The 26,624-nt window shown below is 58.6% G+C and carries 26 protein-coding genes; 6 read left to right on the top strand and 20 right to left on the bottom strand.

Features of this window, described 5'->3' with window-relative positions; translation table 11 throughout:
* Positions 1 to 5: 5 nt before the first annotated feature.
* The 20 genes from rplE to AC0L7L_RS04200 form a co-directional block, all read right to left on the bottom strand.
* Positions 6 to 563 (bottom strand): 50S ribosomal protein L5, encoded by a 558-nt coding sequence (rplE, locus tag AC0L7L_RS04295; RefSeq protein ID WP_272210484.1) that lies wholly within the window; start codon positions 561 to 563, stop codon positions 6 to 8.
* Positions 556 to 867 (bottom strand): 50S ribosomal protein L24, encoded by a 312-nt coding sequence (rplX, locus tag AC0L7L_RS04290; protein ID WP_473512283.1) that lies wholly within the window; start codon positions 865 to 867, stop codon positions 556 to 558. The genes rplE and rplX overlap by 8 nt, the downstream gene beginning before the upstream one ends.
* Positions 868 to 880: 13 nt before the next feature.
* The gene (gene rplN, locus AC0L7L_RS04285; RefSeq protein WP_106313041.1) at positions 881 to 1,249 is read right to left on the bottom strand and encodes a 50S ribosomal protein L14; all 369 of its coding nucleotides are present in this window, start codon (positions 1,247 to 1,249) and stop codon (positions 881 to 883) included.
* Between the two features lie 363 nt (positions 1,250 to 1,612).
* On the bottom strand, positions 1,613 to 1,849 hold the full coding sequence (gene rpsQ / locus AC0L7L_RS04280; protein WP_272210483.1) for a 30S ribosomal protein S17: 237 nt from the start codon (positions 1,847 to 1,849) through the stop codon (positions 1,613 to 1,615).
* 21 nt (positions 1,850 to 1,870) lie between these two features.
* Positions 1,871 to 2,071 (bottom strand): 50S ribosomal protein L29, encoded by a 201-nt coding sequence (rpmC, locus tag AC0L7L_RS04275; protein WP_473512280.1) that lies wholly within the window; start codon positions 2,069 to 2,071, stop codon positions 1,871 to 1,873.
* A 12-nt stretch (positions 2,072 to 2,083) separates the two neighbouring features.
* Positions 2,084 to 2,497 carry a 50S ribosomal protein L16 gene (rplP, locus tag AC0L7L_RS04270; RefSeq protein WP_473512276.1) on the bottom strand — a complete coding sequence of 138 codons (414 nt, stop codon included), beginning with the start codon at positions 2,495 to 2,497 and terminating at the stop codon, positions 2,084 to 2,086.
* A 36-nt stretch (positions 2,498 to 2,533) separates the two neighbouring features.
* Positions 2,534 to 3,247 (bottom strand): 30S ribosomal protein S3, encoded by a 714-nt coding sequence (gene rpsC, locus AC0L7L_RS04265; RefSeq protein WP_272210482.1) that lies wholly within the window; start codon positions 3,245 to 3,247, stop codon positions 2,534 to 2,536.
* Positions 3,247 to 3,630: a 50S ribosomal protein L22 gene (gene rplV, locus AC0L7L_RS04260; RefSeq protein ID WP_272210481.1), complete on the bottom strand. Its 384-nt coding sequence runs from the start codon at positions 3,628 to 3,630 to the stop codon at positions 3,247 to 3,249. Before rplV ends, rpsC begins: the two co-directional genes overlap by 1 nt.
* Before the next feature lie 2 nt (positions 3,631 to 3,632).
* Positions 3,633 to 3,911 (bottom strand): 30S ribosomal protein S19, encoded by a 279-nt coding sequence (gene rpsS / locus AC0L7L_RS04255; RefSeq protein ID WP_024708105.1) that lies wholly within the window; start codon positions 3,909 to 3,911, stop codon positions 3,633 to 3,635.
* 15 nt (positions 3,912 to 3,926) lie between these two features.
* Positions 3,927 to 4,763 carry a 50S ribosomal protein L2 gene (gene rplB, locus AC0L7L_RS04250; RefSeq protein ID WP_272210480.1) on the bottom strand — a complete coding sequence of 279 codons (837 nt, stop codon included), beginning with the start codon at positions 4,761 to 4,763 and terminating at the stop codon, positions 3,927 to 3,929.
* A 41-nt stretch (positions 4,764 to 4,804) separates the two neighbouring features.
* Complete coding sequence (locus AC0L7L_RS04245; protein ID WP_272210479.1) at positions 4,805 to 5,098, bottom strand: 50S ribosomal protein L23; 294 nt, start codon at positions 5,096 to 5,098, stop codon at positions 4,805 to 4,807.
* Complete coding sequence (gene rplD, locus AC0L7L_RS04240; RefSeq protein WP_272210478.1) at positions 5,095 to 5,715, bottom strand: 50S ribosomal protein L4; 621 nt, start codon at positions 5,713 to 5,715, stop codon at positions 5,095 to 5,097. Before rplD ends, AC0L7L_RS04245 begins: the two co-directional genes overlap by 4 nt.
* On the bottom strand, positions 5,715 to 6,410 hold the full coding sequence (gene rplC / locus AC0L7L_RS04235) for a 50S ribosomal protein L3 (protein WP_473512267.1): 696 nt from the start codon (positions 6,408 to 6,410) through the stop codon (positions 5,715 to 5,717). The genes rplD and rplC overlap by 1 nt, the downstream gene beginning before the upstream one ends.
* 128 nt (positions 6,411 to 6,538) lie before the next feature.
* On the bottom strand, positions 6,539 to 6,847 hold the full coding sequence (gene rpsJ, locus AC0L7L_RS04230) for a 30S ribosomal protein S10 (protein ID WP_018065614.1): 309 nt from the start codon (positions 6,845 to 6,847) through the stop codon (positions 6,539 to 6,541).
* A gap of 147 nt (positions 6,848 to 6,994) precedes the next feature.
* A complete protein-coding gene (gene tuf, locus AC0L7L_RS04225) occupies positions 6,995 to 8,170 on the bottom strand; it encodes an elongation factor Tu (protein WP_272210477.1) in 1,176 nt (391 codons plus the stop codon).
* Positions 8,171 to 8,239: 69 nt separating this feature from the next.
* Positions 8,240 to 10,339, bottom strand: a complete 2,100-nt coding sequence (gene fusA / locus AC0L7L_RS04220; RefSeq protein WP_272210476.1) for an elongation factor G — start codon at positions 10,337 to 10,339, stop codon at positions 8,240 to 8,242.
* Between the two features lie 27 nt (positions 10,340 to 10,366).
* Complete coding sequence (rpsG, locus tag AC0L7L_RS04215) at positions 10,367 to 10,837, bottom strand: 30S ribosomal protein S7 (protein ID WP_272210475.1); 471 nt, start codon at positions 10,835 to 10,837, stop codon at positions 10,367 to 10,369.
* Positions 10,838 to 10,912: 75 nt separating this feature from the next.
* A complete protein-coding gene (gene rpsL / locus AC0L7L_RS04210; RefSeq protein WP_018065617.1) occupies positions 10,913 to 11,284 on the bottom strand; it encodes a 30S ribosomal protein S12 in 372 nt (123 codons plus the stop codon).
* Between the two features lie 410 nt (positions 11,285 to 11,694).
* Positions 11,695 to 13,308 (bottom strand): ABC-F family ATP-binding cassette domain-containing protein, encoded by a 1,614-nt coding sequence (locus AC0L7L_RS04205; protein ID WP_272210474.1) that lies wholly within the window; start codon positions 13,306 to 13,308, stop codon positions 11,695 to 11,697.
* Positions 13,309 to 13,466: 158 nt separating this feature from the next.
* Positions 13,467 to 14,144 (bottom strand): glycoside hydrolase domain-containing protein, encoded by a 678-nt coding sequence (locus AC0L7L_RS04200; RefSeq protein ID WP_473512256.1) that lies wholly within the window; start codon positions 14,142 to 14,144, stop codon positions 13,467 to 13,469.
* 157 nt (positions 14,145 to 14,301) lie between these two features.
* On the opposite strand from AC0L7L_RS04200, the gene AC0L7L_RS04195 reads away from it, so the two are divergent.
* The 6 genes from AC0L7L_RS04195 (at position 14,302) to glgB (ending at position 26,620) form a co-directional block, all read left to right on the top strand.
* Positions 14,302 to 14,592: a hypothetical protein gene (locus AC0L7L_RS04195; RefSeq protein WP_272210472.1), complete on the top strand. Its 291-nt coding sequence runs from the start codon at positions 14,302 to 14,304 to the stop codon at positions 14,590 to 14,592.
* Between the two features lie 197 nt (positions 14,593 to 14,789).
* The gene (locus tag AC0L7L_RS04190; RefSeq protein WP_473512252.1) at positions 14,790 to 18,140 is read left to right on the top strand and encodes a transglutaminase family protein; all 3,351 of its coding nucleotides are present in this window, start codon (positions 14,790 to 14,792) and stop codon (positions 18,138 to 18,140) included.
* Positions 18,141 to 18,300: 160 nt separating this feature from the next.
* Positions 18,301 to 20,697 carry a circularly permuted type 2 ATP-grasp protein gene (locus AC0L7L_RS04185; RefSeq protein ID WP_473513770.1) on the top strand — a complete coding sequence of 799 codons (2,397 nt, stop codon included), beginning with the start codon at positions 18,301 to 18,303 and terminating at the stop codon, positions 20,695 to 20,697.
* A gap of 6 nt (positions 20,698 to 20,703) precedes the next feature.
* Positions 20,704 to 21,600 carry a transglutaminase family protein gene (locus AC0L7L_RS04180; RefSeq protein ID WP_272210465.1) on the top strand — a complete coding sequence of 299 codons (897 nt, stop codon included), beginning with the start codon at positions 20,704 to 20,706 and terminating at the stop codon, positions 21,598 to 21,600.
* Positions 21,601 to 21,947: 347 nt separating this feature from the next.
* A complete protein-coding gene (locus AC0L7L_RS04175; RefSeq protein WP_473512251.1) occupies positions 21,948 to 24,410 on the top strand; it encodes a glycogen/starch/alpha-glucan phosphorylase in 2,463 nt (820 codons plus the stop codon).
* The gene (gene glgB / locus AC0L7L_RS04170; protein ID WP_473512250.1) at positions 24,407 to 26,620 is read left to right on the top strand and encodes a 1,4-alpha-glucan branching protein GlgB; all 2,214 of its coding nucleotides are present in this window, start codon (positions 24,407 to 24,409) and stop codon (positions 26,618 to 26,620) included. Before AC0L7L_RS04175 ends, glgB begins: the two co-directional genes overlap by 4 nt.
* Positions 26,621 to 26,624: the final 4 nt, after the last annotated feature.

The raw sequence follows: 26,624 nt of genomic DNA, 5'->3' as shown, positions 1-26,624 counted from the left end.
TACGGTTACTTGCGGAACGGGAAGTTGAACGCTGTCAGGAGCGCCCGTGCTTCGTCGTCCGTGTTCGCCGTCGTGCAAACGATAATATCCATGCCCCACATCTGATCGACTTTGTCGTATTCGATCTCTGGGAACACGATGTGCTCCTTGATGCCCATGGCAAAGTTGCCACGACCGTCAAAGCTCTTCGGATTCAGGCCGCGAAAGTCGCGAACGCGCGGCAGCGCGATGTTGATCAGGCGGTCAACGAAATCATACATGCGGTCGCCACGAAGCGTAACCTTGGCGCCGATGGGCATGCCTTCACGGACCTTGAAGCCTGCGATGGAATTGCGTGCATGTGTGATGATCGCCTTCTGGCCGGCAATTGCTGCGAGATCGGCAGCAGCATTGGCAGGCTTCTTCGAGTCACCAACAGCTTCGCCCACGCCCATGTTGATCACGACCTTATCAAGGCGCGGGATCATCATTTCATTGCCATAGGAGAAGGATTCGAGCATCTGCGGACGGATCGTCTCTTTGAATACCGACTTCAGACGCGGTTCATACGTTGCTTCAGCCATCGATCACTTCTCCCGAACGCTTTGCATAGCGGACCTTCTTCTCACCTTCGACCTTAAAGCCGACGCGAGTCGCCTTGCCGTCCTTGGGGTCGGCAACAGCGAGGTTCGAAAGGTGAACCGGCGCTTCCTTGGTGATGATACCGGCTTCGGCAGTCTGCGACTGCTTCTGATGGCGGCGCACGACGTTAATGCCCGAAACGACGGCACGGTCTTCCTTCGGGAAAACCTTTACGACTTCACCGGTACGACCCTTGTCCTTACCGGCGATAACGACAACCTTGTCGCCTTTTTTGATTCTCTGCATGTTCCGCGCTCCCTTACAGAACTTCTGGAGCCAGGGAGATGATCTTCATATGGCTCTTGCCACGCAACTCGCGCGGTACCGGCCCGAAGATACGCGTACCAATCGGCTCTTTGTTGTTGTTGATCAAAACGGCGGCATTGCCGTCGAAGCGGATGACGGAGCCGTCAGCGCGGCGGATGTCCTTTGCCGTGCGAACGACAACGGCCTTCATCACATCGCCCTTCTTGACGCGCCCGCGCGGAACAGCCTCCTTGACCGAAACGACGATAATGTCGCCGATCGAGGCATATTTACGCTTTGAGCCGCCCAGAACCTTGATGCACATGACACGACGTGCGCCGGAATTATCCGCCACGTCGAGGTTTGTTTGCATCTGAATCATATCAGGTCGCCTTCTTGTTGTTACCGGACCGGTTGGGCACTCTGCCCCCTAGACCAGCTTAATCGACACGTATCAAGGCGCCCGCCCTGTCTTTCAAAGACCCGGCGGTCGCCTGAATTTCCTGTCCAGCACTTTTCTAACCGTGCAGCCCGAAAAGGATTTCTTTCGGGGGCATGCACCTGTGTGCAAGAGCCAGAGCGTCTTCTTGTAGCGTCTTTCGGGGCGCAAACACCCTACAACAGGGGAAAGCCCTTACGGAAAAGGCCGCCCGTTGCCGGACGCCCCGCATCTCAATGCCGTGCTACATACAGATATTTCGCCAAAGCACAAGAGGCCCGGCGAAATAGCTGTTCAATTTTGCTTTCAAGCCTGGGCGGAAACGACCGTCCAGCGCTTGTCTTTGGAGATCGGTGCGCATTCTTCGATGACGACGCTGTCGCCGATCTTGTACTGATTTTCGGCGTCATGCGCCTTGTACTTCTTCGAGCGGCGAACAGTCTTCTGCATCAGCGGGTGGGCGAAACGACGCTCAACCCGGACTACGACCGTTTTATCGTTCTTGTCGCTTACGACAACGCCTTGCAGGATGCGTTTAGGCATTTTCTTGTCGGTCCTTTAATCTCAAGCCTTAGCGGCAGCTGCCTTTTGGGCAACGATTGTCTTAACACGCGCGATGTCGCGGCGCACTTCTCTAATGCGCGCCGTTTTTTCCAGCTGTCCGGTCGCCTTCTGGAAGCGCAGGTTGAACTGCTCTTTCTTGAGGTTGGCGAGCTCGTCCTTGAGCTGGTCTTCGGTCATGGCGTGTACGTCAGAGGTTTTCATCAGTACCACTCCTTATTCTGCGATACGCTGGATGAAGCGCGTCTTGACCGAAAGCTTTGCCGCGCCGAGGCGCAGGGCTTCACGAGCAATTTCTTCGCTCACACCATCGATTTCGAACATGATCCGGCCAGGTTTAACGCGGGCCGCCCAATAATCGACACCGCCCTTACCTTTACCCATACGCACTTCGGTCGGCTTGGAGGTGACCGGCGTATCGGGGAAAATCCGGATCCACACACGGCCGGCACGCTTCATGTGACGGGTAATCGCGCGGCGGGCCGCTTCGATTTCACGTGCGTTGACGCGGTTGGGTTCCTGCGACTTCAGCCCATATTCACCGAAAGCCAGATCGCTGCCGCCCTTGGCGACGCCATGAATGCGCCCCTTGAACTGCTTGCGGTACTTTGTACGCTTTGGCTGCAACATTTTCTTCTATCTCCGAACTTCGCGGACAGCGCCTTCTCAGGCGTGTTCGCGGCGGCGATTGTTGCCGCTGTTACCCTTGTTGTCGCCCTCGGTCGCGCGACGCTCGGAGGCCATCGGATCATGCTCAAGGATTTCTCCCTTGAAGACCCAGACCTTGATGCCGCAGATGCCGTATGCGGTTTGTGCTTCGGCCGTGCCGTAGTCGATGTCGGCGCGCAGCGTATGAAGCGGAACGCGGCCTTCCCGATACCATTCGGTACGTGCGATTTCAGCACCGCCAAGACGGCCCGCGCAGACAATACGAATACCTTCAGCACCAAGACGCATAGCCGACTGAACCGAGCGCTTCATGGCGCGGCGGAACGCGATACGGCGTTCCAGCTGCTGAGCGATCGACTGGGCGACGAGCGTGGCGTCGGTCTCCGGCTTGCGCACTTCAACGATGTTGAGGTGCATTTCCGAGTCGGTCATCGTCGCCAGCTGACGGCGCAGCTTTTCGATGTCAGCGCCCTTCTTACCGATGATGAGACCAGGACGGGCCGAATGGATCGTCACGCGGCACTTCTTGTGCGGACGCTCGATAACGACCTTGGAGATACCAGCCTGCTTCAGTTCTTTCTGAATGTAGGCGCGAATCTTCAGGTCTTCATGGAGCAACTTGCCGTATTCGTGGTTGTCAGCGAACCAGCGGCTGTCCCATGTGCGGTTGACGCCGAGACGGAAACCGATCGGATTGATTTTCTGACCCATTATGCGGCCTCCTCTTCGACTTCACGGACGACGATCGTCAGATGCGAAAACGGCTTGAGGATGCGCGAAGCGCGACCGCGACCGCGAACCATGAAACGCTTGGCGACAATCGACTTGCCGACATAGGCCTCAGCGACGACGAGCGAGTCGACGTCGAGATCGTGGTTGTTTTCTGCATTTGCGATTGCCGATTCGAGCGTCTTGCGGACGGTATCGGAAATACGCTTCCGCGAGAATTCGAGATCGGCCAGAGCCCGGTCAACCTTCTTGCCGCGAATCATAGCGGCGACGAGGTTGAGCTTCTGCGGGCTGACGCGGATCGTGCGCGTAACGGCCTGCGCCTCGTTTTCCTTAAGCCGGCGTGCGGCTTTTGCCTTGCCCATTGTTACTTCCTCTTCGCCTTCTTGTCGGCGCCGTGACCGTAATAGGTCCGGGTCGGTGCAAATTCACCGAACTTGTGGCCGACCATCTCTTCCGACACGGATACCGGAATGTGCTTGGAACCATTGTAAACGCCGAAGGTCAGGCCGACGAACTGCGGCATGATCGTGGAACGGCGGCTCCAGATCTTGATCACTTCGTGGCGACCGCCTTCACGCACCTTCTCAGCTTTCTTGAGAAGATAGCCGTCAACAAACGGTCCCTTCCATACTGAACGAGCCATTACAGACTACCTCTCTTATTTCTTCTTCTGGTGGCGCGAGCGCATGATGAACTTGTCGGTCGACTTGTTCGAACGGGTGCGCTTGCCCTTTGTGGGCTTGCCCCAGGGCGAAACGGGATGACGGCCACCGGATGTGCGGCCTTCACCACCACCGTGCGGGTGGTCGATCGGGTTCATGACAACGCCGCGAACATGCGGACGCTTGCCCCGCCAACGCGTACGACCGGCCTTACCGTCGTTCGTGTTGGAATGATCGGGGTTGGATACAGCGCCGATGGACGCAAGGCAAGAGCCAGGCACCAGACGCTGTTCGCCGGAATTCAAACGCAGGATCGCCATGCCCTGGTCACGACCGACCAGCTGAACATAGGTACCGGCGGAACGGGCGATTTGTCCGCCCTTGCCCGGCTTCATCTCAACGTTGTGAACAATCGAGCCGACCGGGATGTTCTGCAGCGGCATCGCATTGCCGGGCTTCACGTCGATCGCCTTTTCAGCAGCCATGACCTTGTCGCCAACAGCAAGCCGCTGCGGCGCCAGGATGTAGGCCAGTTCACCATCCGCATAATTGATGAGCGCGATGAAAGCCGACCGGTTGGGGTCATATTCCAGACGCTCAACCGTGCCCTCAACGTCGAACTTGCGACGCTTGAAGTCGATCATGCGGTACGTCCGCTTGTGACCGCCGCCCTGGAAGCGCGCGGTAACACGACCGTAATTGTTACGACCGCCCTTGGACGACAGGCCCTGCGTCAAAGCCTTGACGGGCTTGCCCTTGTAAAGCTCCGAACGCTCGACGATTACCAGTTGGCGCTGGCTCGGCGTTGTCGGATTGAATGTTTTCAATGCCATTTTCTCATTCCCTATTGGGTCTTTACCCTACCGGGTCTGTTTCAAACGCCGGTCGTCACGTCTACGGACTGACCTTCAGCCAGCGTGACGATCGCCTTCTTGACGTCTTTTTGCTTGCCGGAGAAATTCCGGAAGCGCTTGATCTTGCCCTTGCGTACAAGCGTATTCACAGCCTTGACCTTGACGCCGAAGAGTTCTTCGACAGCGGCTTTGATCTGGGGCTTGCTCGCAGTTTTGGCAACGTTGAAGACGACCTGGTTGTTATCAGAAACCAGCGTCGACTTCTCAGTAATGACCGGCGAAACGATCACGTCGTAATGGCGGATATCGCTCATTTGAACCGCTCCTCCAGAGCTTCGACTGCAGACTTGGAAAGCACAAGCTTTCCACGGCGCAGAATGTCGTAAACATTGATGCCCTGAACCGGCAGAACATCGATATTCGGAATGTTGCGGGCGGCTAGCCTAAAATTGCCGTCGAGTTCCGAACCGCCGATGATCAGAGCGTTTTCCAGACCGAGGCCGGCAAACTGTGCGAGAAGCGCTTTTGTCTTGGCTTCCGAAGCGACAAGGTCATCAATGATGATCAGGTCTTCAGATTTCATCTTCGTCGAAAGCGCATGCTTCAGCGCCAGAGCGCGTACCTTCTTCGGCAGGTCATGGCTGTGATCGCGAACGACCGGACCATGAGCACGACCACCGCCACGGAACTGCGGCGCACGCTTTGCGTGGTGGCGGGCGTTACCGGTGCCCTTCTGCTTGTACATTTTGGCGCCGGTCAGAGCGACCTCCGAACGGCTTTTCGTCTTGTGCGAACCCTGACGCTTTGCAGCGAGCTGGTAACGCACCATACGAGCAAGAATATCTTCGCGCGGTTCCAGACCGAAGATCTCGTCCTTCAGGCTGACCTTGCCGGCGTCCTTGCCCTCAAGTGTTTTAACTGTGAGATCCATTACTCGGCTCCATTGGTTTCAGCCGCGCGCAGGCCGGCAGGCCGCGGGGCATTTTCAGGAACACCAGACTTCACAGCGTCACGAACGGTAATCCATGCGCCCTTGGAGCCTGGGACGGCACCCTTGACGAGGATCAGACCGCGCTCTTCATCGGTGCGGACAATTTCAAGGTTCTGGGTGGTGACACGGGTCTGGCCCATGTGACCGGCCATCTTCTTGCCCTTCCAGACCTTGCCGGGATCCTGGTTGGAACCGGTCGAACCATGCGAACGGTGCGAGACCGAAACACCGTGGGTAGCGCGAAGACCGCCGAAATTGTGGCGCTTCATCGCACCGGCAAACCCCTTACCGATGGTGGTTCCGGTCACGTCAACGAGCTGACCCGACACGAAATGGCCAGCCGTAATTTCGGCGCCGATATCGAGCAGGTTGTCTTCGGAAACGCGGAACTCGACCAGCTTGGCCTTGGGCTCTACCGAAGCTTTGGCAAAATGACCGCGCAGCGCCTTGGTGGTGTTCTTGACCTTGGAGTGGCCTGCACCGAGCTGAACTGCCGTATAGCCGTTTTTTTCTTTCGTGCGCGTTGCAACGACCTGGCAGCCGTCCATTCGCAAAACTGTTACAGGGATATGCTCTCCTGCGTCATTGAAGACGCGGGTCATTCCCACCTTTTGTGCTATTACACCTGAACGCATCGGTTCGTTCCTTTTAGAGTTCCGGCCAAGCCCTTGCAGGCCCGGCGTGTCTCTGTCTGGGACTTCAAGCGCCACTCAAGATAAGAGCGCGCATCGATTGGTCCCGTTTAACTGTCTAACTCTGAAACTCAGAGCTTAATTTCAACATCGACGCCGGCAGCCAGATCGAGCTTCATCAGAGCATCAACCGTCTGCGGGGTCGGATCGACAATGTCGAGCAGGCGCTTATGGGTGCGCATTTCAAACTGCTCGCGGCTCTTCTTGTCGATATGCGGGCCACGGTTGACCGTGAATTTTTCGATCCTGGTCGGGAGCGGAACCGGTCCGCGAACATTCGCGCCGGTACGCTTGGCCGTCGATACGATCTCACGCGTGGAGGCATCAAGGATCCGATGATCAAACGCCTTCAGGCGGATGCGGATATTCTGGCCGTTCATGCGACTCGTCCTTGTCTTCTTCTTGTCTCCGCCTTGTCGTCATCGATAAGGCGCATTCATTGAACTTCGACCGCACACTTCAATCTTCAAAAGTAGGGACAGGTTGCCCCGTCCCTACCTTGTTCAAAAGTGCCTGTCGCCCGCCGACTACTCGACGATAGCGGCCACGATGCCGGCGCCGACGGTACGGCCGCCTTCGCGGATCGCGAAGCGCAGCTTTTCTTCCATCGCGATCGGAACGATCAGCTCGACGTCAACCGTAACGTTGTCGCCCGGCATAACCATTTCCGTGCCTTCGGGAAGCGTGACAACACCGGTCACGTCCGTCGTGCGGAAGTAGAACTGCGGACGGTAGTTCGTGAAGAACGGCGTATGACGGCCACCCTCATCCTTGGTCAGGATGTAGGCTTCTGCCTTGAACTTGGTGTGCGGCTTGACCGAACCGGGCTTGCAGAGAATCTGGCCACGCTCGACCTGTTCACGCTGGATACCACGGATCAGTGCGCCGATGTTGTCGCCGGCCTGGCCCTGATCGAGCAGCTTGCGGAACATTTCAACGCCGGTAACCGTCGTCTTCTGCGTGTCCTTGATGCCGACGATTTCGACTTCTTCGCCAACTTTGACAATGCCGCGCTCAACACGACCGGTCACAACCGTACCACGACCCGAGATCGAGAAAACGTCTTCGATCGGCATCAGGAACGGCAGATCAACCGGACGCTCAGGCGTCGGGATGTAGTCGTCAACAGCGGCCATCAGCGCGCGGATGGCGTCTTCGCCGATTTCCTTGTTGCTGTCATCGATAGCAGCAAGAGCCGAACCCTTGATGATCGGGATTTCGTCGCCCGGGAACTCGTAAGAGTCGAGAAGCTCGCGGACTTCCATTTCGACGAGTTCGAGAAGCTCTTCGTCGTCGACCTGGTCAACCTTGTTCAGGAACACCACGATTGCCGGAACGCCAACCTGACGGGCAAGCAGAATGTGCTCGCGGGTCTGCGGCATCGGCCCATCAGCAGCCGAACACACCAGGATTGCGCCGTCCATCTGGGCCGCACCGGTGATCATGTTCTTGACGTAGTCGGCGTGGCCGGGGCAGTCGACGTGCGCATAGTGGCGAGCGTCGGTTTCATACTCAACGTGCGCCGTCGAGATGGTGATGCCACGGGCCTTTTCTTCCGGCGCTGCGTCAATCTGGTCATACGCACGGAAGTCACCAAAGTACTTCGTGATCGCAGCCGTCAGTGTCGTCTTGCCGTGGTCAACGTGACCGATCGTGCCAATGTTGACGTGCGGTTTGCTCCGCTCAAACTTTGCCTTTGCCATTTTAGGCTCCTATTCTTTTCAGACCCCGCGACGGGGTTATGTCATTTATGCGTTACGGGTGTATTCCGGTTACTTCGAACCGGAATACTTCGCCTGAATTTCCTGTGCGACATTCGACGGCACGGGTGCATTGTGATCGAAGGTCATCGTGTACTGGGCGCGGCCCTGCGACATGGAGCGCAGCGTGTCGACATATTTAAACATGTTCGCCAGCGGCACTTGAGCCTCGATAACAGTCGCGTTGCCACGCGGCTCCTGCCCCTGGATCTGACCACGGCGGGAGTTCAGATCGCCGATAACATCACCCACGTAATCTTCCGGGGTAACGACCTCAACGTTCATGACCGGCTCGAGAAGCTGGGCACCTGCCTTGCGGGCAGATTCCCGGAAGCATGCACGCGCGGCGATTTCAAAGGCCAGAACCGATGAGTCGACGTCATGGTAGGCACCGTCGATCAGGGTCGCCTTGATGCCGAGCATCGGGAAGCCGGCAAGCGGACCGGACGACAGAACGCTCTGGATACCCTTCTGAACGCCCGGAATATATTCCTTCGGAACAGAACCGCCGACGATCTTGGATTCGAATACGAAATCCTCGCCATCCGGATTGGGTTCGAAGACGATCTTGACGCGGGCGAACTGCCCCGAACCACCCGACTGCTTCTTGTGGGTGTAATCTTCTTCGTGGGCCTGGGTGATGGTTTCGCGGTAGGCAACCTGCGGCGCACCGACGTTAGCCTCAACCTTGAACTCGCGCTTCATACGGTCGACGAGAATGTCGAGATGAAGCTCGCCCATGCCAGCGATGATCGTTTGGCCGGATTCTTCATCGGACGAAACGCGGAAGGACGGATCCTCAGCAGCCAGACGGTTCAGGGCTATACCCATCTTTTCCTGGTCGGCCTTGGTCTTGGGCTCGATAGCGATCCGGATAACCGGCTCGGGGAATTCCATCCGCTCCAGGATAACAGGCTTCAGCGGATCGCAAAGCGTGTCACCGGTGGTGGTTTCCTTGAGGCCAGCCAAAGCAATGATGTCGCCAGCATAAGCGACTTCAACGTCAGAACGCGAGTTCGAGTGCATCTGCAACATACGGCCGACACGCTCACGCTTTTCCTTCACTGTATTCAAAACACCGGAGCCCTTTTCGAGCTTGCCGGAATAGATGCGGCAGAAGGTGAGCGAACCAACGAAGGGGTCGTTCATGATCTTGAAGGCCAGCATCGAAAGCGGCTCTTCGTCATCAGCATGACGCTCGATATCGGATTCAGTCTTGACGTCGATACCCTTGATCGCCTCGATATCTATCGGAGACGGCAGGAAGTCGACAACGGCATCGAGAAGCGGCTGAACACCCTTGTTCTTGAAGGCCGATCCGCACAGCATCGGATAGAACTGAACGCCAATCGTACCCTTGCGGATAAGTTCGCGGATCTTGTCGTTATCCGGCATTTCGCCTTCGAGATAGGCTTCCATAGCGGCTTCGTCGACTTCGACGATCGTTTCGATCATCGTCTCGCGCCACTCTTCAGCCTTTTCCTTCATGTCAGCGGGGATGTCGGTGACTTCCCATTCGGCACCAAGATGCTCACCGTCCCAGACAAGCGCCTTCATCTCGATCAGGTCGATGACACCGGCAAAGTCGTTCTCAGCACCGATCGGCAGCTGGATGACAACCGGGATCGCACCGAGACGGGATTTGATCATATCGACCGAGCGATAGAAGTCGGCACCGATCTTGTCCATCTTGTTGCAGAAGATCATCCGCGGGACATTGTACTTGTCAGCCTGACGCCACACGGTTTCCGTCTGCGGCTCAACACCGGCATTGGCGTCAAGAAGCGCTACGGCGCCATCGAGCACACGCAGCGAACGCTCGACTTCAATGGTGAAATCAACGTGTCCGGGGGTGTCGATGATGTTGAAGCGACGCTTCTTGCCATCGCGGCCCTGCCAGAAAGTGGTGGTGGCAGCGGACGTGATCGTGATGCCACGCTCCTGCTCTTGCTCCATCCAGTCCATCGTGGCTGCGCCGTCGTGAACTTCACCGATCTTGTGCGACTTGCCGGTGTAGAACAGGATACGCTCGGTCGTCGTGGTCTTGCCAGCGTCGATGTGCGCCATGATACCGAAATTACGGTAATCTTCGATTTTATATTCGCGAGCCATGATATCAGGCCTTCCCTCGTATCAGTATTACCAGCGGTAATGGGAGAATGCGCGGTTGGCATCAGCCATCTTGTGCGTGTCTTCACGCTTCTTGACGGCAGAACCGCGGTTGCTCGCAGCGTCCATGAGCTCGCCGGACAGGCGCTCGATCATGGTGGTTTCGTTACGCTTGCGGGCAGCAGCAATCAACCAACGAATCGCGAGAGCCTGACGGCGCTCGGGACGAACATCGACCGGAACCTGGTAAGTTGCACCGCCAACGCGGCGCGAACGAACCTCAACGTGCGGAGCAACGTTTTCGAGAGCCTGATGAAAGGCCTCGATAGGATCCTGCTTCAACTTACCCTCAACAGCGTCGAGCGCACCGTAAACGATCGATTCTGCGACCGATTTCTTGCCATGAAGCATGATGGCATTCATGAACTTGGTGATCACCAGATCGCCGAACTTGGGGTCCGGATTGATCTCACGCTTTTCTGCACTATGGCGTCGTGACATACTTTTTGTCTCTCAACAGTTGCGGCACTTAAAGCGCGGAGAACCTCGCGCAGCGCCAGAGAAATGAAAACCGAATTACTTCGGACGCTTCGCACCGTACTTCGAACGGCGCTGCTTACGGTTCTTGACGCCCTGGGTATCGAGAACACCACGAATGATGTGATAACGAACACCCGGCAAGTCCTTCACGCGGCCGCCGCGGATCATCACCACGGAGTGCTCCTGAAGGTTATGGCCTTCGCCAGGAATATAGCCGATGACCTCAAAGCCATTGGTCAGACGGATCTTGGCAACCTTACGCAGAGCCGAGTTCGGCTTCTTCGGCGTCGTGGTGTAGACGCGGGTGCAAACGCCGCGCTTCTGCGGGTTCTGCTCCAGCGCGGGAACCTTGTTCCGCTTGACCTGAGGCTGGCGCGGCTTGCGGATCAGTTGGTTTACGGTAGGCATATACCCATCCCTTTAGAATTACGTGTCTCGTCGCCCTTGTGGGGCATTTCAATTCAATGCCGTCACCGGCGAACAGAAGCACACTGAGTGTCTATATGCGCACAAGCACGGCCCGACCCGCCTTCCCGGCAGATGGACCTTAAAGCAGAGGACTCGGGCACCTTGCCGCGTCATGCGTGCAGCATTTGATCTTCAACGTGCTGTATGAGAACCTAGTCTGAGGTGAACTCCGGGACATTTGGCTTCCCGAACGGCCATGCCTCACATGGGTTCTGTTGGCGTCCACATACTCATTTCCCTGTATGCCGTCAAGTCCGATGCCCCGAAATTCTCGAATCCCAGCTGCGGTTCGCGCCCTTTCTGGATCCTTTGACCGTACCGGGCAATTTTCGCCGCCCCTGTCGCGGTATTCACGCAATAATATGTCTCGGCGTCCGGCCTGCACCGGAAAGCGCGATTCTACTGCCAACACCGATTCTCTTCAGAAAAACCGGGTCATGGCTGATGACAAGCAGCGCACCGTCATAGGCCTTGAGTCCCGCCTCGAGCGTTGCGAGCGTTTCGAGGTCCAGGTGGTTGGTTGGTTCATCCAGAATGAGCAACTGCGCGGGCCGCGTGCCGCCGATCGCCACAGCGAGCCCCGCACGCAGCACCTCACCACCGCTCAGTGCCGACACCGGCTTCAGTGCATCATCCGAGCGAAAACGAAAGCGGGCGAGCGCCGCCCGGCAGGCATTGTCATCATCGTGCGGATTAAGCCTCATGAAATTGTCGCGCACGCTGCTTTCCTGTTTGAGCAGCGATACAGTTTGATCGAAGATGGCACAAGGCACAAAGATCTCCGCCGTTCCAGCAAGCGGCGCCAATGCACCTTTAAGGGTTTTGACGAGGCTCGACTTGCCCGTCCCATTTGCGCCTTCAATCACCACTCGCTGTGGCCCGGACATCTCCACTGAAAGATCCACCAACAGCGGGCTCGCAGCCTCATAGCCGACGCTCAGATGGGCCGCCCGCAGCACTCGGCGGTCGGACGCCAGTCCCGATGGCGGCAAGGTAACGGAGAAAGGTGCAATCACCTCAAGGGACGCCCTCGCACTCTCAAGCTCTTCGGATGCCTTTTCGGCCTGCCGCCCGGACAGCGCGGCCTGTCTGGCTGCCGTCGATTCGGCCCTCCCCTTCATTCTATCCAGCATCATTTTCGGCATATCGTTGCGCTTGCGCGTTTTCCGGCCCGCAGCATCTGTGCGCGCCTTGCGTTCGGCCCGCTGTCGTGTGACCTGTGATATCCGGCGCACCTCGTGCCGGGCCTCGATGAGCGCTCTTTCCCGATTTTTCAGTTCCGCCGCCTTTTCCGCAGCGTAGAAGCTGAAATTGCCGCCGTAGCGCTTGAGGCCAAGGCTTGACAGTTCGGCGATGGCCGTCATCGTTTCAAGCAATTCGCGATCATGGCTCACGACCAATGCCCCACCACGAAAGCCGGCAAGGACATCGAGAAGGTGCTTGCGCCCGCTTGCATCGAGATTATTGGTCGGCTCATCGAGGAGAATGAAGTCAGACTCGGCGTGAAAAATTGCCGCGAGTCGCGCCCGTGTCAGTTCCCCGCCCGAAAGCCGGGCTAGCGACGTCGAAAGCGGATAGTCGATATCGAAGCGCCCGAGTGCGGTGACAGCCTTCTCCTCCGCCATCCAGTCGATAGCAGCAAGGTCCTCGACACAGGCTCCGCCATTTTCCGCCGCTTCGGTCATCTCAAGCATGGCGCTGATCCCGAAGCAATCCGCCAGTGTCTCACCGGAGCGCGGCCGGGCCTCCTGAGCAAACATCGCGAGCCTGCCCGAAACATGCACGGCGCCGGAAGACGGACGGACATGACCGGCGATCACTCTCAAAAGCGTGGTTTTACCGGCACCGTTGCGTCCGACCAAGCCGGTAAGACCGGGACCGAAAACGGCGTCGATGTTTTGGAAAAGTGGACGTTCGTCAGTGGTGGTAAGGGACAGACCGGAAAGTGTGATGGTGGCGTGCATGAACAGAGATCTCCTTCGAAGCCAGTGCAATTGCTGTTTCGAGGTGAGAAATCATCGGTGGCACGTCCTTGTTGGTTTTTCGGTTGGTGTCGTTCTACACCTGCCGTGCGACCTTTTCAAGGCGCCCCGCCGGCGATGCGGAGGGCAACGTTCTGTATTCAAACCGACACCGATTGTCCGTTCCCGACCGCCGGTGACGATACGCCGTCGAGCGTGAACTGCCCGAAGTCGGCAAGGCCGGCGGCAATCACGTCGCCGTCATGCGGCAAGGGGGTGGCAATATCCAGCTCGCTCTGAAACAGAGCCCAGCGATCTGTGTCCAGGGTTTTCTGGGTCCCAGACCACCCTGTGGAACCGGCAAGCCAGATCAGTTCGGCATAGCCTGCGTCCTGCATGGTGGCCCCGACCGTCCCGGAACCATAGACCCCCACTCTGTACATCCCGGCAAGGCCTGATGACACCGCCGCGAAATAGGGTTTGATTTTCTGCAGGTCCGCGTCCTCGTAGTAATCGTAATCGACTGAAAAATAGATCGCTGAGCCCGGCGGCTGACCGAGCGACTTTGCCAGCGCCAGAGCTCGCGCAGAATCACTGTTTCCACTTTCGGCATCCAGGTCACTGATCCGCCCGCCCGCGCCGCCGTCCTGCTCGAAGATCACCGCAATCGAAAGCCCGGCGCCGGCCAGAGCCTTGGCTTCGTTTTCACCAAGCTGTTTCTCCGGAAGGGCCGTCGAATTTTGATGATTATAATAGCGGATAACGGCCTCAACACCGCCGCTTATCAGTTGAGGAATGTATGATGTCGTATCCCATGGGGTATCAATCACCGTGTACATCGGCCACCATCCTTGCACGCATTGCCAGATACAACTATTAGTACACAATAAATCACTATGCAATCAAAAAAAGGCGCTGTTCCGGGAGGGAGATATCTGTCCCTCGTTGTGATACTCAAACGAAGCAGCAAAAGTACGACCCAGGAAAGGAGGGGACATGATTGCCATCCCCGGCTACACCAGCGACGGCGAGCGCATGGTTTTCATCATTACCGGCAAGGTCTATCACGAGTGGAACGGCGACACCGAGGTCCATGTGATCATCGCCGCACCCGATGAAGATACTGCCGTGCGCAATACACTGAACGCGCTGGCCAATGAAGGCTACTCGGAAGCTGATCTCGACCAGATCGGCCTGATCACCGAAATCCCGGATGAAGAACCGCATGCTTCCGCCTATCAGACAGCGCTTGAAGGCGAAGTGGCGATCGTCAAGCTCAGCGACTGACTTCCCGGCTGGCCGGCTATCAAAATCGCTACGCGCCACCGCTTGAGAAAGCCCGTTCGGAATTTCGCGCCGTACGGGCAATCCTGCTTGCTTTATCGTCAAGCTTTGCCCACACTTCCCGGCAAAAGAACAGGGGAACTTGAAAGAGCGTTTTCGGTTTGTGCCGAAGATGCCCTTCACCGTCGGCAAGGACGCAGATGTCAATCAAAGCAGCGATTTACCACCTCACACATTATAAATACGACAATCCCGTCAGTCTCGGACCACAGATCATCAGGCTGAAACCGGCAGCCCACTCGAAGACAAAGGTCATCTCGCATTCGCTGAAGGTCACGCCGGAGAACCACTTCGTCAATCTCCAGCAGGACCCTTACGGCAATTATCAGGCTCGTTTCGTGTTCCCGGAGCCGGTCACCGAGTTCAAGATCGAGGTCGACCTGGTCGCCGACATGACGGTCTACAATCCGTTCGACTTCTTCGTCGAAGAACAGGCGACCAAATACCCGTTCAAATATGACGAAGCGATCCACGAGGATCTGTCGATCTACCTGAGGCCCGAGCCGATGGGGCCGCGGCTGAAGACGCTGATGGAGAAGCTCGATCTTTCGCCCGGTCAGGGCACGGTCGACATGATCGTCGGTATCAATGCCAGCCTGCAGCATGACGTCAATTACATTATCCGCATGGAGCCCGGCGTCCAGACGCCGGAGGAAACACTTGAGCGCGCCTCGGGTTCGTGCCGTGACAGCGCCTGGCTTCTGGTGCAAATCCTGCGCAATATGGGGCTCGCAGCAAGGTTCGTCTCCGGCTACCTGATCCAGCTTGAGCCGGATATCAAGGCCCTCGACGGCCCGTCTGGAACCGATCACGATTTCACCGACCTTCATGCCTGGGCGGAGGTTTTCCTGCCCGGTGCGGGCTGGATCGGCCTTGATGCCACATCCGGCCTTCTGACTGGGGAAAGCCATATCCCGCTGGCCGCCACGCCGCATTTCAGCAACGCTGCGCCAATTACCGGCGGCTATGCCGGCAAGGCCGAGATCAGCTTCGACTTCGATATGAAGATCGACCGGGTGGCAGAACATCCGCGCATCACCAAACCGTATTCAGACGAGAGCTGGGATGCGCTCAATACGCTTGGCGCCAAGGTCGACAAGCTGATCGAAGAAACAGACATGCGCCTGACCATGGGTGGCGAGCCGACCTTCGTTTCCATCGACGATTTCGAGGCCGATGAATGGAATACCGGCGCTGTCGGCCCGACCAAACGCGGGCTGGCCGACGAGTTGATCCGCCGGCTGAGGGAGCGTTTCGCCCCCGGCGGCTTTCTGCATTACGGCCAGGGCAAATGGTATCCGGGCGAGAGCCTGCCACGCTGGACCTTCTCGCTTTACTGGCGCAAGGACGGCGTGCCGATCTGGAACAATCAGGACCTGATCGCCGAGGAAGCGCAGGAAATCAAGGTTGACGAGAACGACGCCGGACGATTGTTGCAGGCCATCGCCAACGAACTGGACATCGAGCCGGACGTCGTCGAACCGGTGTTCGAGGATCCCGCGGAATGGCTGATCCGCGAAGGCAAACTGCCGGATAATGTCGACCCGTCCAATTCAAAGCTCAAAAGCCCCGAAGACCGGGCGCGCATCACCAAGGTTTTCGAACGCGGACTGACAAAGCCCGTCGGATATATCTTGCCCGTGCAGGCATGGCAGGGCCGCGCTTCGGGGGGCAGCCGCGCTTCGGGGGTCAAATGGGTTTCCGAAAAATGGACGACACGGCGCGGGCGCATCTACCTTATTCCCGGCGACAGCCCTATCGGCTTCCGCCTGCCGCTCGATTCGCTTGCCTGGATCCCGCCGGCCGAGTACCCGTTCATCAACCCGCTTGATCCTTCGGTCAAACGCGGACCTCTACCCGACTTCAGGCAGGATGAAGGACGAGTTCTGCCGACCTTGCCTTTCGCCTCGTTTCAGTACAAACCGCCGGCGCCGAGGCCCGCAGCCTACGGCCCGCTGGAAGCCAGTCACGTGCGGACCACCATGTCGGTTGAACCGCGAGAGGGGCGGCTGTGCATTTTCATGCCGCCGACCGAAACGCTGGAGGAATATCTCGATCTGGTCGCCTCGGCCGAACGCGCGGCTGAAAAGCTCAACCTCCCCGTCCACATCGAGGGTTATTCGCCGCCACAGGATGAGCGTATCGACGTCATCCGTGTCGCACCCGACCCCGGCGTCATCGAGGTCAACATCCATCCCGCCGCGAACTGGAATGAATGCGTGGAGACCACCACGGCGATCTACGAGGAAGCCCGTGCAACACGGCTGGGCGCCGACAAGTTCATGATCGACGGCAGGCACACCGGCACCGGCGGCGGCAACCATGTGGTGGTCGGCGGCGCCAACCCCGCTGACAGTCCGTTCCTGCGCCGGCCCGATCTGCTGAAGAGCGTGGTCCTGCACTGGCAGCGCCATCCCTCGCTCTCCTATCTGTTCTCGAGCCTGTTCATCGGCCCGACCAGCCAGGCACCGCGCATCGACGAGGCTCGCCACGACGCGCTCTACGAGCTCGAAATCGCCATGGGACATATTCCGCACCCGCAATCCGACACCGAGCCGCCGCTGCCCTGGATGGTCGACCGTCTGTTCCGCAATCTGCTGATCGATGTCACCGGCAATACCCACCGCGCCGAAATCTGCATCGACAAGCTGTTTTCGCCCGACAGCGCCACAGGACGTCTCGGCCTCGTCGAGTTCCGCGGGTTCGAAATGCCGCCGAATGCCCGCATGAACCTGGCCCAGCAGCTTCTGGTACGCGCGCTTCTCGCCCGGTTCTGGAAGAACCCGATCGAGGGCAAGCTGGCGCGCTGGGGCACGGCGCTTGCCGACCGTTTCATGCTGCCGCACTTCATCTGGCAGGATTTCATGGATGTTCTTCAGGACCTGAAGGAAAACGGCCTGGAATTCCGTCCGGAATGGTTCGAGGCACAATTGCAGTTCCGCTTCCCGTTCTTCGGCGAGGTTGAATATGAGGGCAACAAGCTGGAGCTCCGTCAGGCGCTTGAGCCCTGGAATGTGATGGGTGAACAGGGTGCGCCCGGCGGCACGGTGCGCTATGTGGATTCGTCCGTCGAACGCCTTCAGGTCCGCCTCGAGACCCAGGCCCCGGAGCGCTATATCGTGACCTGCAATGGCCGCAAGGTGCCACTAAAGCCAACCGGAGCCAACGGCGTCTCGGTTGCCGGCGTGCGCTTCAAGGCCTGGCAGCCGGCCTCCGGCCTTCACCCCGTCCTGCCGGTCAACTCACCGCTGACCTTCGACATTTACGACACATGGTCAGCAAGATCAGTCGGGGGCTGCATTTATCATGTTGCGCATCCCGGCGGGCGCAATTATGAGACCTTTCCGATCAATGGCAACGAGGCGGAAGCAAGGCGACTTGCACGATTCGAGGCTGCGGGGCACACTGCTGGCGGCTACGCGGTCTTCAACGAAGCGCCGTCACCGGAGTTCCCGCTAACGCTCGATCTCAGGCGCCCGACAGGGCTTTAACACCTCGGCAGCGGGCGACGACACTTCGCCCGGACCGATTTAACGTTTGGCGAACAGGAGCCCCTCATCGTGCTTTTGCGACAGGGGTCTCCAGCGATGCGGGCGGCAGGAAGCGCTGCAAATGGCAGAACCCAAGGCGGAAAGTTTCGCCGAAAAGAATATGGCAGACGAGCACCACGAGGCGGAACCCGCCATCGCCTGGAATGCCCGGGACTATGCTCCCCTACCCGGTGTGCCCGACGAGATGGTCGACGCCGCAGGAAACGTGCGCCCGGTGTGGCAGCCCTTCGTCAACGCGCTTTCGGGGATGACGGCCAGCGAACTCTCGGAACGTTTTGCCCGCGCGGACCGCTACCTTCGCGACGCCGGTGTTTTCTACCGCGCCTATGATGGGCAGGATGACACACGCGCATGGCCATTCTCCCATATTCCGATCATCATCGATGACAATGAGTGGCAGGAACTTGCTGACGGGCTGAAGCAACGCGCCGACCTGCTTGAAGCGATGATGGCGGATTTCTATAGCGACAACCGCCTCGTTTCCGAAGGTTTCATCCCCCCCGCCCTCGTCGCCTCCAACAGCGAGTTCCTGCGGCCGCTCGTCGGCATCGATCCGCCCGGCGGCCATTACCTGCATTTCATATCGTTTGAAGTCGGGCGCGGCCCGGACGGCAAATGGTGGGTGTTGGCCGATCGCGCGCAGGCCCCCTCCGGCGCCGGTTTTGCGCTGGAAAACCGCGTTGCCGCATCACGCGCCTTTTCCGGTATTTACAGCGACATGCATGTGCGTCGCGTGGCAACCTTTTTCGGCGCGTTCCGTGATGCGTTACAGGCGGAGCCGGGCGGAAACGAGGGCCGCATCGGCGTTTTGACCCCCGGCCCCGCAAACGAAACCTATTATGAGCATGCCTATATCGCTCGCTATCTCGGCGTCTCGCTCCTGGAAGGCGAAGACCTTATCGTCATCAACGACCGGCTGATGGTCCGCACCGTCGCAGGACCGATGCCGGTCAGCGTATTGTGGCGGCGCCTCGATGCCAGTTTCACCGATCCGCTGGAACTCAACCAGAATTCGCGCATCGGCACGCCCGGCCTCGTCAGCGCCATCCGCGCGGGCAACCTCACCATGGTCAATGCGCTGGGTTCCGGCATGGTCGAAACCCGTGCCTTTCTCGCCTTCCTGCCGGCACTTTCCCGCCGTCTGCTCAACGAGGACCTCAAGATCCCGTCGATTGCCACATGGTGGTGCGGACAGGAGAACGAACGCCGCCACGTTGCAGAAAACCTGGACCAGATGTTGATCGGCCCGGCCTATTCGCGCATGCCGTTCTTCGACGATTCCGGACAATCCTTCACCGGCGAGCGGTTGCGTGAGCGCAAATGTGGCGCGGTGGCCCGCTGGCTCGAAAAACGCGCGCCCTGGCTCGTCGGCCAGGAAGCCGTCAAGCTTTCGACCGCTCCGGCTTTCGTTGACGGCAAGCTGACACCGCATCCTTTCTCGCTGCGCGTCTTTGCAGCGCGCACCCATGATGGCTGGACGCTGATGCCGGGTGGCTTTGCCCGCATCGGCTCGTCTGATGATGTCGCGGCTATTGCAATGCAGGCAGGCGGGCGCGCCGCCGATGTCTGGGTCGTCAGTCAGACGCCCGTCGAAAAGCCCACGCTCCTGACACGTGAAAGCCGCATTCCGCGCAACAAGCCCGCGAACCTGCCTAGCCGTGCCGCCGACAATCTTTTCTGGCTTGGCCGCTATATCGAGCGTGCGGAAGGTAATCTGCGTATCCTGCGTGCCTGGCACGGACGCTTTGCCGAAGTGGACGATCGCGGACAGGCTCTGCTGACGCAGGTAGAAGACTATCTCGATCAGATCGGGCTCGACCTTTCAGAGGCCGCGCTACCGCCCTCCCTGTTGCGTGATATCGACAGCGCCGTTTATTCCGCCGGCAATATCCGCGACCGGTTCTCGCCCGATGGCTGGCTGGCGCTGAACGACCTCTCCAAGACGGCCCGTCGTTTCGTTGACCGTGTGAAGCCGGGCGACGACGCCGCGCATGCGGTGACGGTGTTGTTGCGCAAGCTTGCCGGTTTTGCCGGTCTGGTGCACGAAAACATGTACCGCTCGACTGGCTGGCGGTTCCTGTCGATCGGCCGCTATCTGGAGCGCGGCCTGCACATGACCCGGCTTCTCGGTGAGCTTTCCGGCGAGGATGCGCCCGACGGCGCGCTCGATATGCTGCTGGAAATCAGCGACAATGTCATGACCCACCGCCGCCACTACAATGTCTACACCGATCATCTAACGATCACCGACCTTCTGGCGCTCGATCCGCAGAACCCGCGTTCGGTTCTGTTCCAGCTGAACCAGGTTCTGGCTGAAGTCGAAAAACTGCCCGAACACGGCTACCCGACCCAGATGTCCCCTTTACACCGCGAAAGCATGCGGGTGCAGTCGGGGCTTGCGGTGATGACCGCCGATACAGTTTCGACCGATTATTACCAGACGCTGGAGCGCGATTTCGAGGCGCTTTCGGACTGTCTTGCCCAGAATTACCTGTGAGGGACAATGCTTTACGATCTGTCTCTCAAAATGGAATATCAATACGACACGCCGGCCTCGCTCGCGCGCCACATTACCCGTGTGATGCCGCTTTCGGTCACCCAGCGTCAGCGGCTGATCGCCGGTCACGTCAAATTTGATCCAGCGCCCAGCGAAGAGCGCGGCTTTACCGATTTCTTCGGTCATCCCGCGATCGCAACTCTGATCAACCCGCCGCATCAGCGCTTCGCCATCATGATGAAGGCCCGTGTCAACGTCGATGCCCCGCGCACCATGCTGGAGTTCACCACCGTACTTTCCGAACTGAAGCGCGAATATGATCGCGTGCTGGATCTCGGCCGAGATTCTCCGCACCATTTCATCGGACCGAGCTCGCGCATTCCGCTTGACCGGGCGATCGGCGCCTATGGTCGGGAACTGGCCCCAGCCGACAGCAGTGTGTACCAGATCGCGAAAGCAATCTGCGCCCGGATCTTTGAGGATTTCTCCTATGACGGCGAGGCGACGACGGTCGACAGCACGCCGGGCGAAGCCTTCCGGATGCGGCGCGGTGTATGTCAGGATTTCTCGCATGTGATGATCTCGGCGCTGCGGATGATCGGGGTACCGGCCGGCTATGTGAGCGGCTACCTGCGCACCATTCCGCCGCCCGGCAAGCCGCGCCTTGAAGGTGCCGATGCCATGCATGCCTGGGTCCGTGTCTGGTGCGGCAACGCAACCGGCTGGGTCGAATTCGATCCGACCAACAATATGGAAGCGGGCTCGGACCATATCGTGGTCGGCTACGGCCGCGATTATGCCGATGTCGCGCCGGTTCTTGGCGTGATGAAGACTTATGGTGAGCACAAGGCGAGCCAGGCTGTGGACGTCACTCCCGTTCAGACAATCCACGGCGCGTTCTGACATCGCCGGCCAAGGTGGCAAAACCCCTGCGATTGGCGCCCGTATCTTCGCGCCTGCAACATGAGCGCCCGACGTCACTCCTCGTGCACGATACCGTAAATACAACTCCGGCCGGTAATCTTACCTGATTCCGTTTTTTCTCTCGGCTTGAAGGCGTCTGGCGCCCATGCGTCTGATACGCCAGCGAGAAATTCGTGCGCCAGCTCATCACTTTGTTGCAAGTGCGTCATATCAGTGCATAAATTGCACGGAAGAATAAGAGTATACCGGTCGCTCCTCGTCGGGGAGACTGTTTTCAGGCGCCGCACTTTTCAGATTTTCCAGCCACTGTTTGACGGAAAAAGCTAATGAGCAAATTGACCCATCCCGATCTGCCCCTGCCGACGCCACGCTCCCTGGACGTCGACGGTCTGGCCGCCGATATTCTCGAAAAGCTGACATATCAGGTCGGAAAGGACACCATTGTTGCCCAGCCGCATGACTGGCTGCGCGCCGTCACCCTGGCAATCCGCGACCGCATTACCGACAAGTGGATGGAATCCACCCGCAAGACATATGAGGCGGGCTCCAAGCGGGTCTATTACCTCTCACTCGAATTCCTGATCGGCCGCCTGATGCGCGACGCCATCTCCAACCTTGAAATGGTCGAAGCCATCAACGGGGCGCTCGCCAAGTTCGACGTCAACCTGGCTGAACTCGCAGGCCTCGAGCCTGATGCAGCGCTCGGCAATGGCGGCCTTGGCCGTCTCGCCGCCTGTTTCATGGAATCGATGGCGACCGTCGATGTGCCCGCCTATGGCTATGGCATCCGCTACGTCAACGGCCTGTTCCGCCAGGAAATCGCCGATGGCTGGCAGGTGGAGCTGCCGGAAAACTGGCTCTCCCATGGCAACCCCTGGGAATTCCACCGACGCGAGAGCACCTACGAAATCAATTTCGGCGGTAAGGTTGATATCATCGAGGCCGCAGGCAAGGAGCCGCGTTATGTCTGGAAGCCGACCGAGCGCATGACCGCCGAGGCCTATGACACCCCGGTGGTTGGCTGGCGCGCCAAACGCGTCAACACGCTGCGCCTGTGGTCGGCAGAGCCGATCGACCCGATCCTGCTCGACAAGTTCAATGCCGGCGACCATATCGGTGCGCTTCAGGAAAGCACCAAGGCGGAGACGCTGACCCGCGTTCTCTACCCGGCGGACGCCAACCCTGCCGGCCAGGAGCTGAGGCTCCGGCAGGAATATTTCTTCTCGTCGGCCTCGCTGCAGGACATTCTGCGCAGGCACATGCAGCAATTCAATGACATCCGTATGCTGCCGGAAAAGGTCGCCATCCACCTCAACGACACCCATCCGGCCATCGCCATTGTCGAGATGATGCGCCTTCTGATCGATATCCACGATGTCGAATTCGACGAAGCGTGGGACCTGACGAACGGCATCTTTGCCTATACCAATCATACGCTTCTGCCCGAAGCGCTGGAAACCTGGCCGGTGCCGCTGTTCGAACGGCTGTTCCCGCGGCATATGCAGTTGATCTACGCAATCAATGCCAAGGTCCTTTTGAAGGCCCGCAAGGAAGCCAATGCCAGCGATGAGGCGATCCGCGAGATCTCGCTGATTGATGAGGGGGGCGAGCGCCGGGTGCGCATGGGCAATATCGCCTTTCTCGGCTCCCACAGCATCAACGGCGTTTCCGCTCTTCATACGGAATTGATGAAGGAAACGGTGTTCTACAACCTCCATCGCCTTCACCCCGACCGGATCAACAACAAGACCAACGGCATCACCCCGCGCCGCTGGCTGAAGGAATGCAATCCGGGCCTGACCGGCATTATTCGCGAGGCGATCGGCGACGAATTTCTCGATGACGCAGAAAAGCTGCAATCGCTCAATGACCTTGCCGAGGATTCCGCCTTTCAGGAGAAATTTTATGCGGTCAAGCAGGCGAACAAGGTCAAGCTTTCCAACCTCATCGGCGAGCGGCTTGGAACGCGCATCGACCCGACGGCGATGTTTGATATTCAGATCAAGCGTATCCATGAATACAAGCGCCAGCTTCTCAACATCATCGAAGCCGTGGCACTTTACGACCAGATCCGCTCGCATCCGGAAATGGACTGGGTGCCGCGCGTCAAACTATTCGCCGGCAAGGCAGCGCCGAGCTATCACAATGCCAAGCTGATCATCAAGCTCGCCAATGATGTTGCCCGTGTCATCAACAATGACCCAGCGGTACGCGGCCTGCTGAAAATCGTGTTCATTCCAAACTACAATGTCTCTCTGGCCGAAGTGATGATCCCCGCAGCTGACCTCTCCGAGCAGATATCGACTGCCGGCATGGAAGCCTCGGGAACAGGCAACATGAAATTCGCCATCAACGGCGCCCTGACGATCGGCACACTCGATGGCGCCAATGTCGAGATGCGTGACTGGGTCGGCGCCGAAAACATGGTGATTTTCGGTATGACTGCCGAAGAGGTTGATCAGGCCCGTGCAAAAGGTCACAATCCCCGCGAGATCATCGAGGGGTCGAAGGAGCTGTCCCAGGCTCTCTCGGCTATCTCGTCCGGCGTGTTCTCCCATGACGATCCGAGCCGGTATGTCGATCTGATCGGCGGACTATACGACCATGACTGGTTCATGGTCGCTGCCGATTTTGATGCCTACGCAGCCGCCCAGCGGGAAGTTGACGCGATCTGGAACGATCAGACGTCATGGAACGTTAAGGTGATAAGAAATACTGCCCGCATGGGATGGTTTTCGTCCGACAGGACGATCAGGGAGTATGCACACGACATCTGGAGCGCTTTATGAAAAAACCGGGATCAGACGATCCGGAACGAGCACGGGGCTATGCCCCGTCGCGGGAGGAAATTAATGCTGTTCTGAATGCAACGCACGGAGACGCATTCTCCGTGCTGGGCATCCAGGATGTCGGCGAGGCCCATGTCACCCGGTGCTTCTTACCCGGTGCGGAGACCGTCGAGACCTTCGACCTTGAAGGTAAACCGCTCGGCAAACTGAAACGCCTTGATGAGTCCGGCTTCTTCGCCGGACCGGTTGATGTGTCCGGCTTCGTGCCGGTCCGTTACCATGCCACACGGGGCGAGACCGAATGGACGGTAACCGATCCTTACAGTTTCTGGCCGGTTCTAGGCCCGATGGACGACTATTACGTCCGCGAGGGCTCGCATCTGAGGCTGTTCGACAAGCTCGGCGCCCATCAGATCACGCATCAGGGCGTTGAGGGGTTTCATTTCGCGGTCTGGGCACCCAATGCCCGCCGCGTCTCGGTTGTCGGTGCCTTCAATGGCTGGGACGGCCGCCGCCACATGATGCGGTTTCGCCGCGATTCCGGCGTTTGGGAAATCTTCGCGCCCGACGTCAAGCCGGGACAACCCTACAAGTTCGAACTTATCGGCGCCGATGGCAATCTCCTTCCGCTCAAAGCTGATCCGTTCGCGCGCCGCAGCGAGCTGCGCCCGCAGACCGCTTCGGTCACAACGGGCGATCTGGTGCAGAAATGGGATGATGACGCCCACCGCGAACATTGGGCGGGCAGCGACCGACGGCGCGAGCCGATAACGATTTATGAGGTCCACGCCGGGTCGTGGCAGCGGCACGAGGACGGTTCGTTTCTTTCATGGGATGAGTTGGCCGACCGCCTGATCCCCTATTGCACCGACATGGGCTTTACCCATATCGAATTTCTGCCGGTTTCCGAATACCCCTATGATCCGTCCTGGGGCTACCAGACAACCGGGCTTTACACGCCAACCGCCCGCTTTGGCGAGCCGGAAGGCTTTGCCCGCTTCATCAATGGCTGCCACAAGGTCGGTATCGGCGTCATTCTCGACTGGGTGCCGGCGCATTTTCCCACCGACGCGCATGGCCTGAGGCAGTTCGACGGCACATCGCTTTATGAGCACGCCGATCCGCGTCAGGGTTTTCACCCCGACTGGAACACGGCGATCTACAATTTCAGCCGCACAGAAGTGGCCTCTTTCCTCCTGAACAACGCGCTTTACTGGGGTGAGAAATTCCATATTGACGGCCTTCGTGTCGATGCAGTGGCCTCGATGCTGTACCTCGACTATTCACGCAAACACGGCGAGTGGGTGCCGAACGAATACGGCGGCAATGAAAACCTCGGTGCCGTACGTTTCATTCAGGAAACCAACAAGGCAGTTTACGGCAATCATCCGGAGATGATGACGATTGCCGAGGAATCGACTGCGTGGCCCAAGGTTTCACAGCCGGTTCATGAGGGCGGTCTTGGCTTCGGCTTCAAGTGGAATATGGGCTTCATGCACGACACGCTGAGCTATTTCGCGCGTGAACCGATCTACCGCAAGCATCACCATCAGGAGATCACTTTCGGTCTGCTCTACGCCTTTGCCGAAAACTATGTCCTGCCTCTGTCTCATGACGAAGTGGTGCACGGCAAGGGATCGCTGATTGCCAAAATGGCCGGCGACGACTGGCAGAAATTCGCCAATCTCAGAGCCTATTACGCCTTCATGTGGGGTTATCCTGGCAAGAAGCTCTTGTTCATGGGTCAGGAATTTGCCCAGTGGAGCGAATGGAGCGAGGCGCGCGGCCTCGACTGGAACCTGCTCGACTACCCGAACCATGAAGGCATGCGCCGGCTGGTACGCGATCTCAACTTCGCCTACCGCGCCAAACCGGCACTGCATGCGCGCGACTGTGAACCCGAAGGTTTCGAGTGGACGATTGTCGATGATGACGAGAATTCCGTCTTCGCCTGGCAACGCAAGGCCCCGGGCGAGAAGCCGATCATCGTGATCTGTAACTTCACACCGATCCCACGCGAAAATTACCAGGTCCCGCTGCCGAAAACCGGCGCCTGGCGGGAAATTGTGAATACCGACGCCGAAATCTACGGCGGTAGCGGCAAGGGCAATGGTGGCCGCGTGCGTGCCGAGATCCAGGGCCATGGCGGCATCTCCGCCACGCTGCTTTTGCCGCCACTTGCAACCATCATGCTGGAACCGGAAGACTGAGAGG

It is taken from the genome of Martelella sp. K41-7, assembly GCF_055808365.1.
Note: the sequence above shows the minus strand (reverse complement) of the source record. Positions and strands in the feature narration are given on the sequence as shown.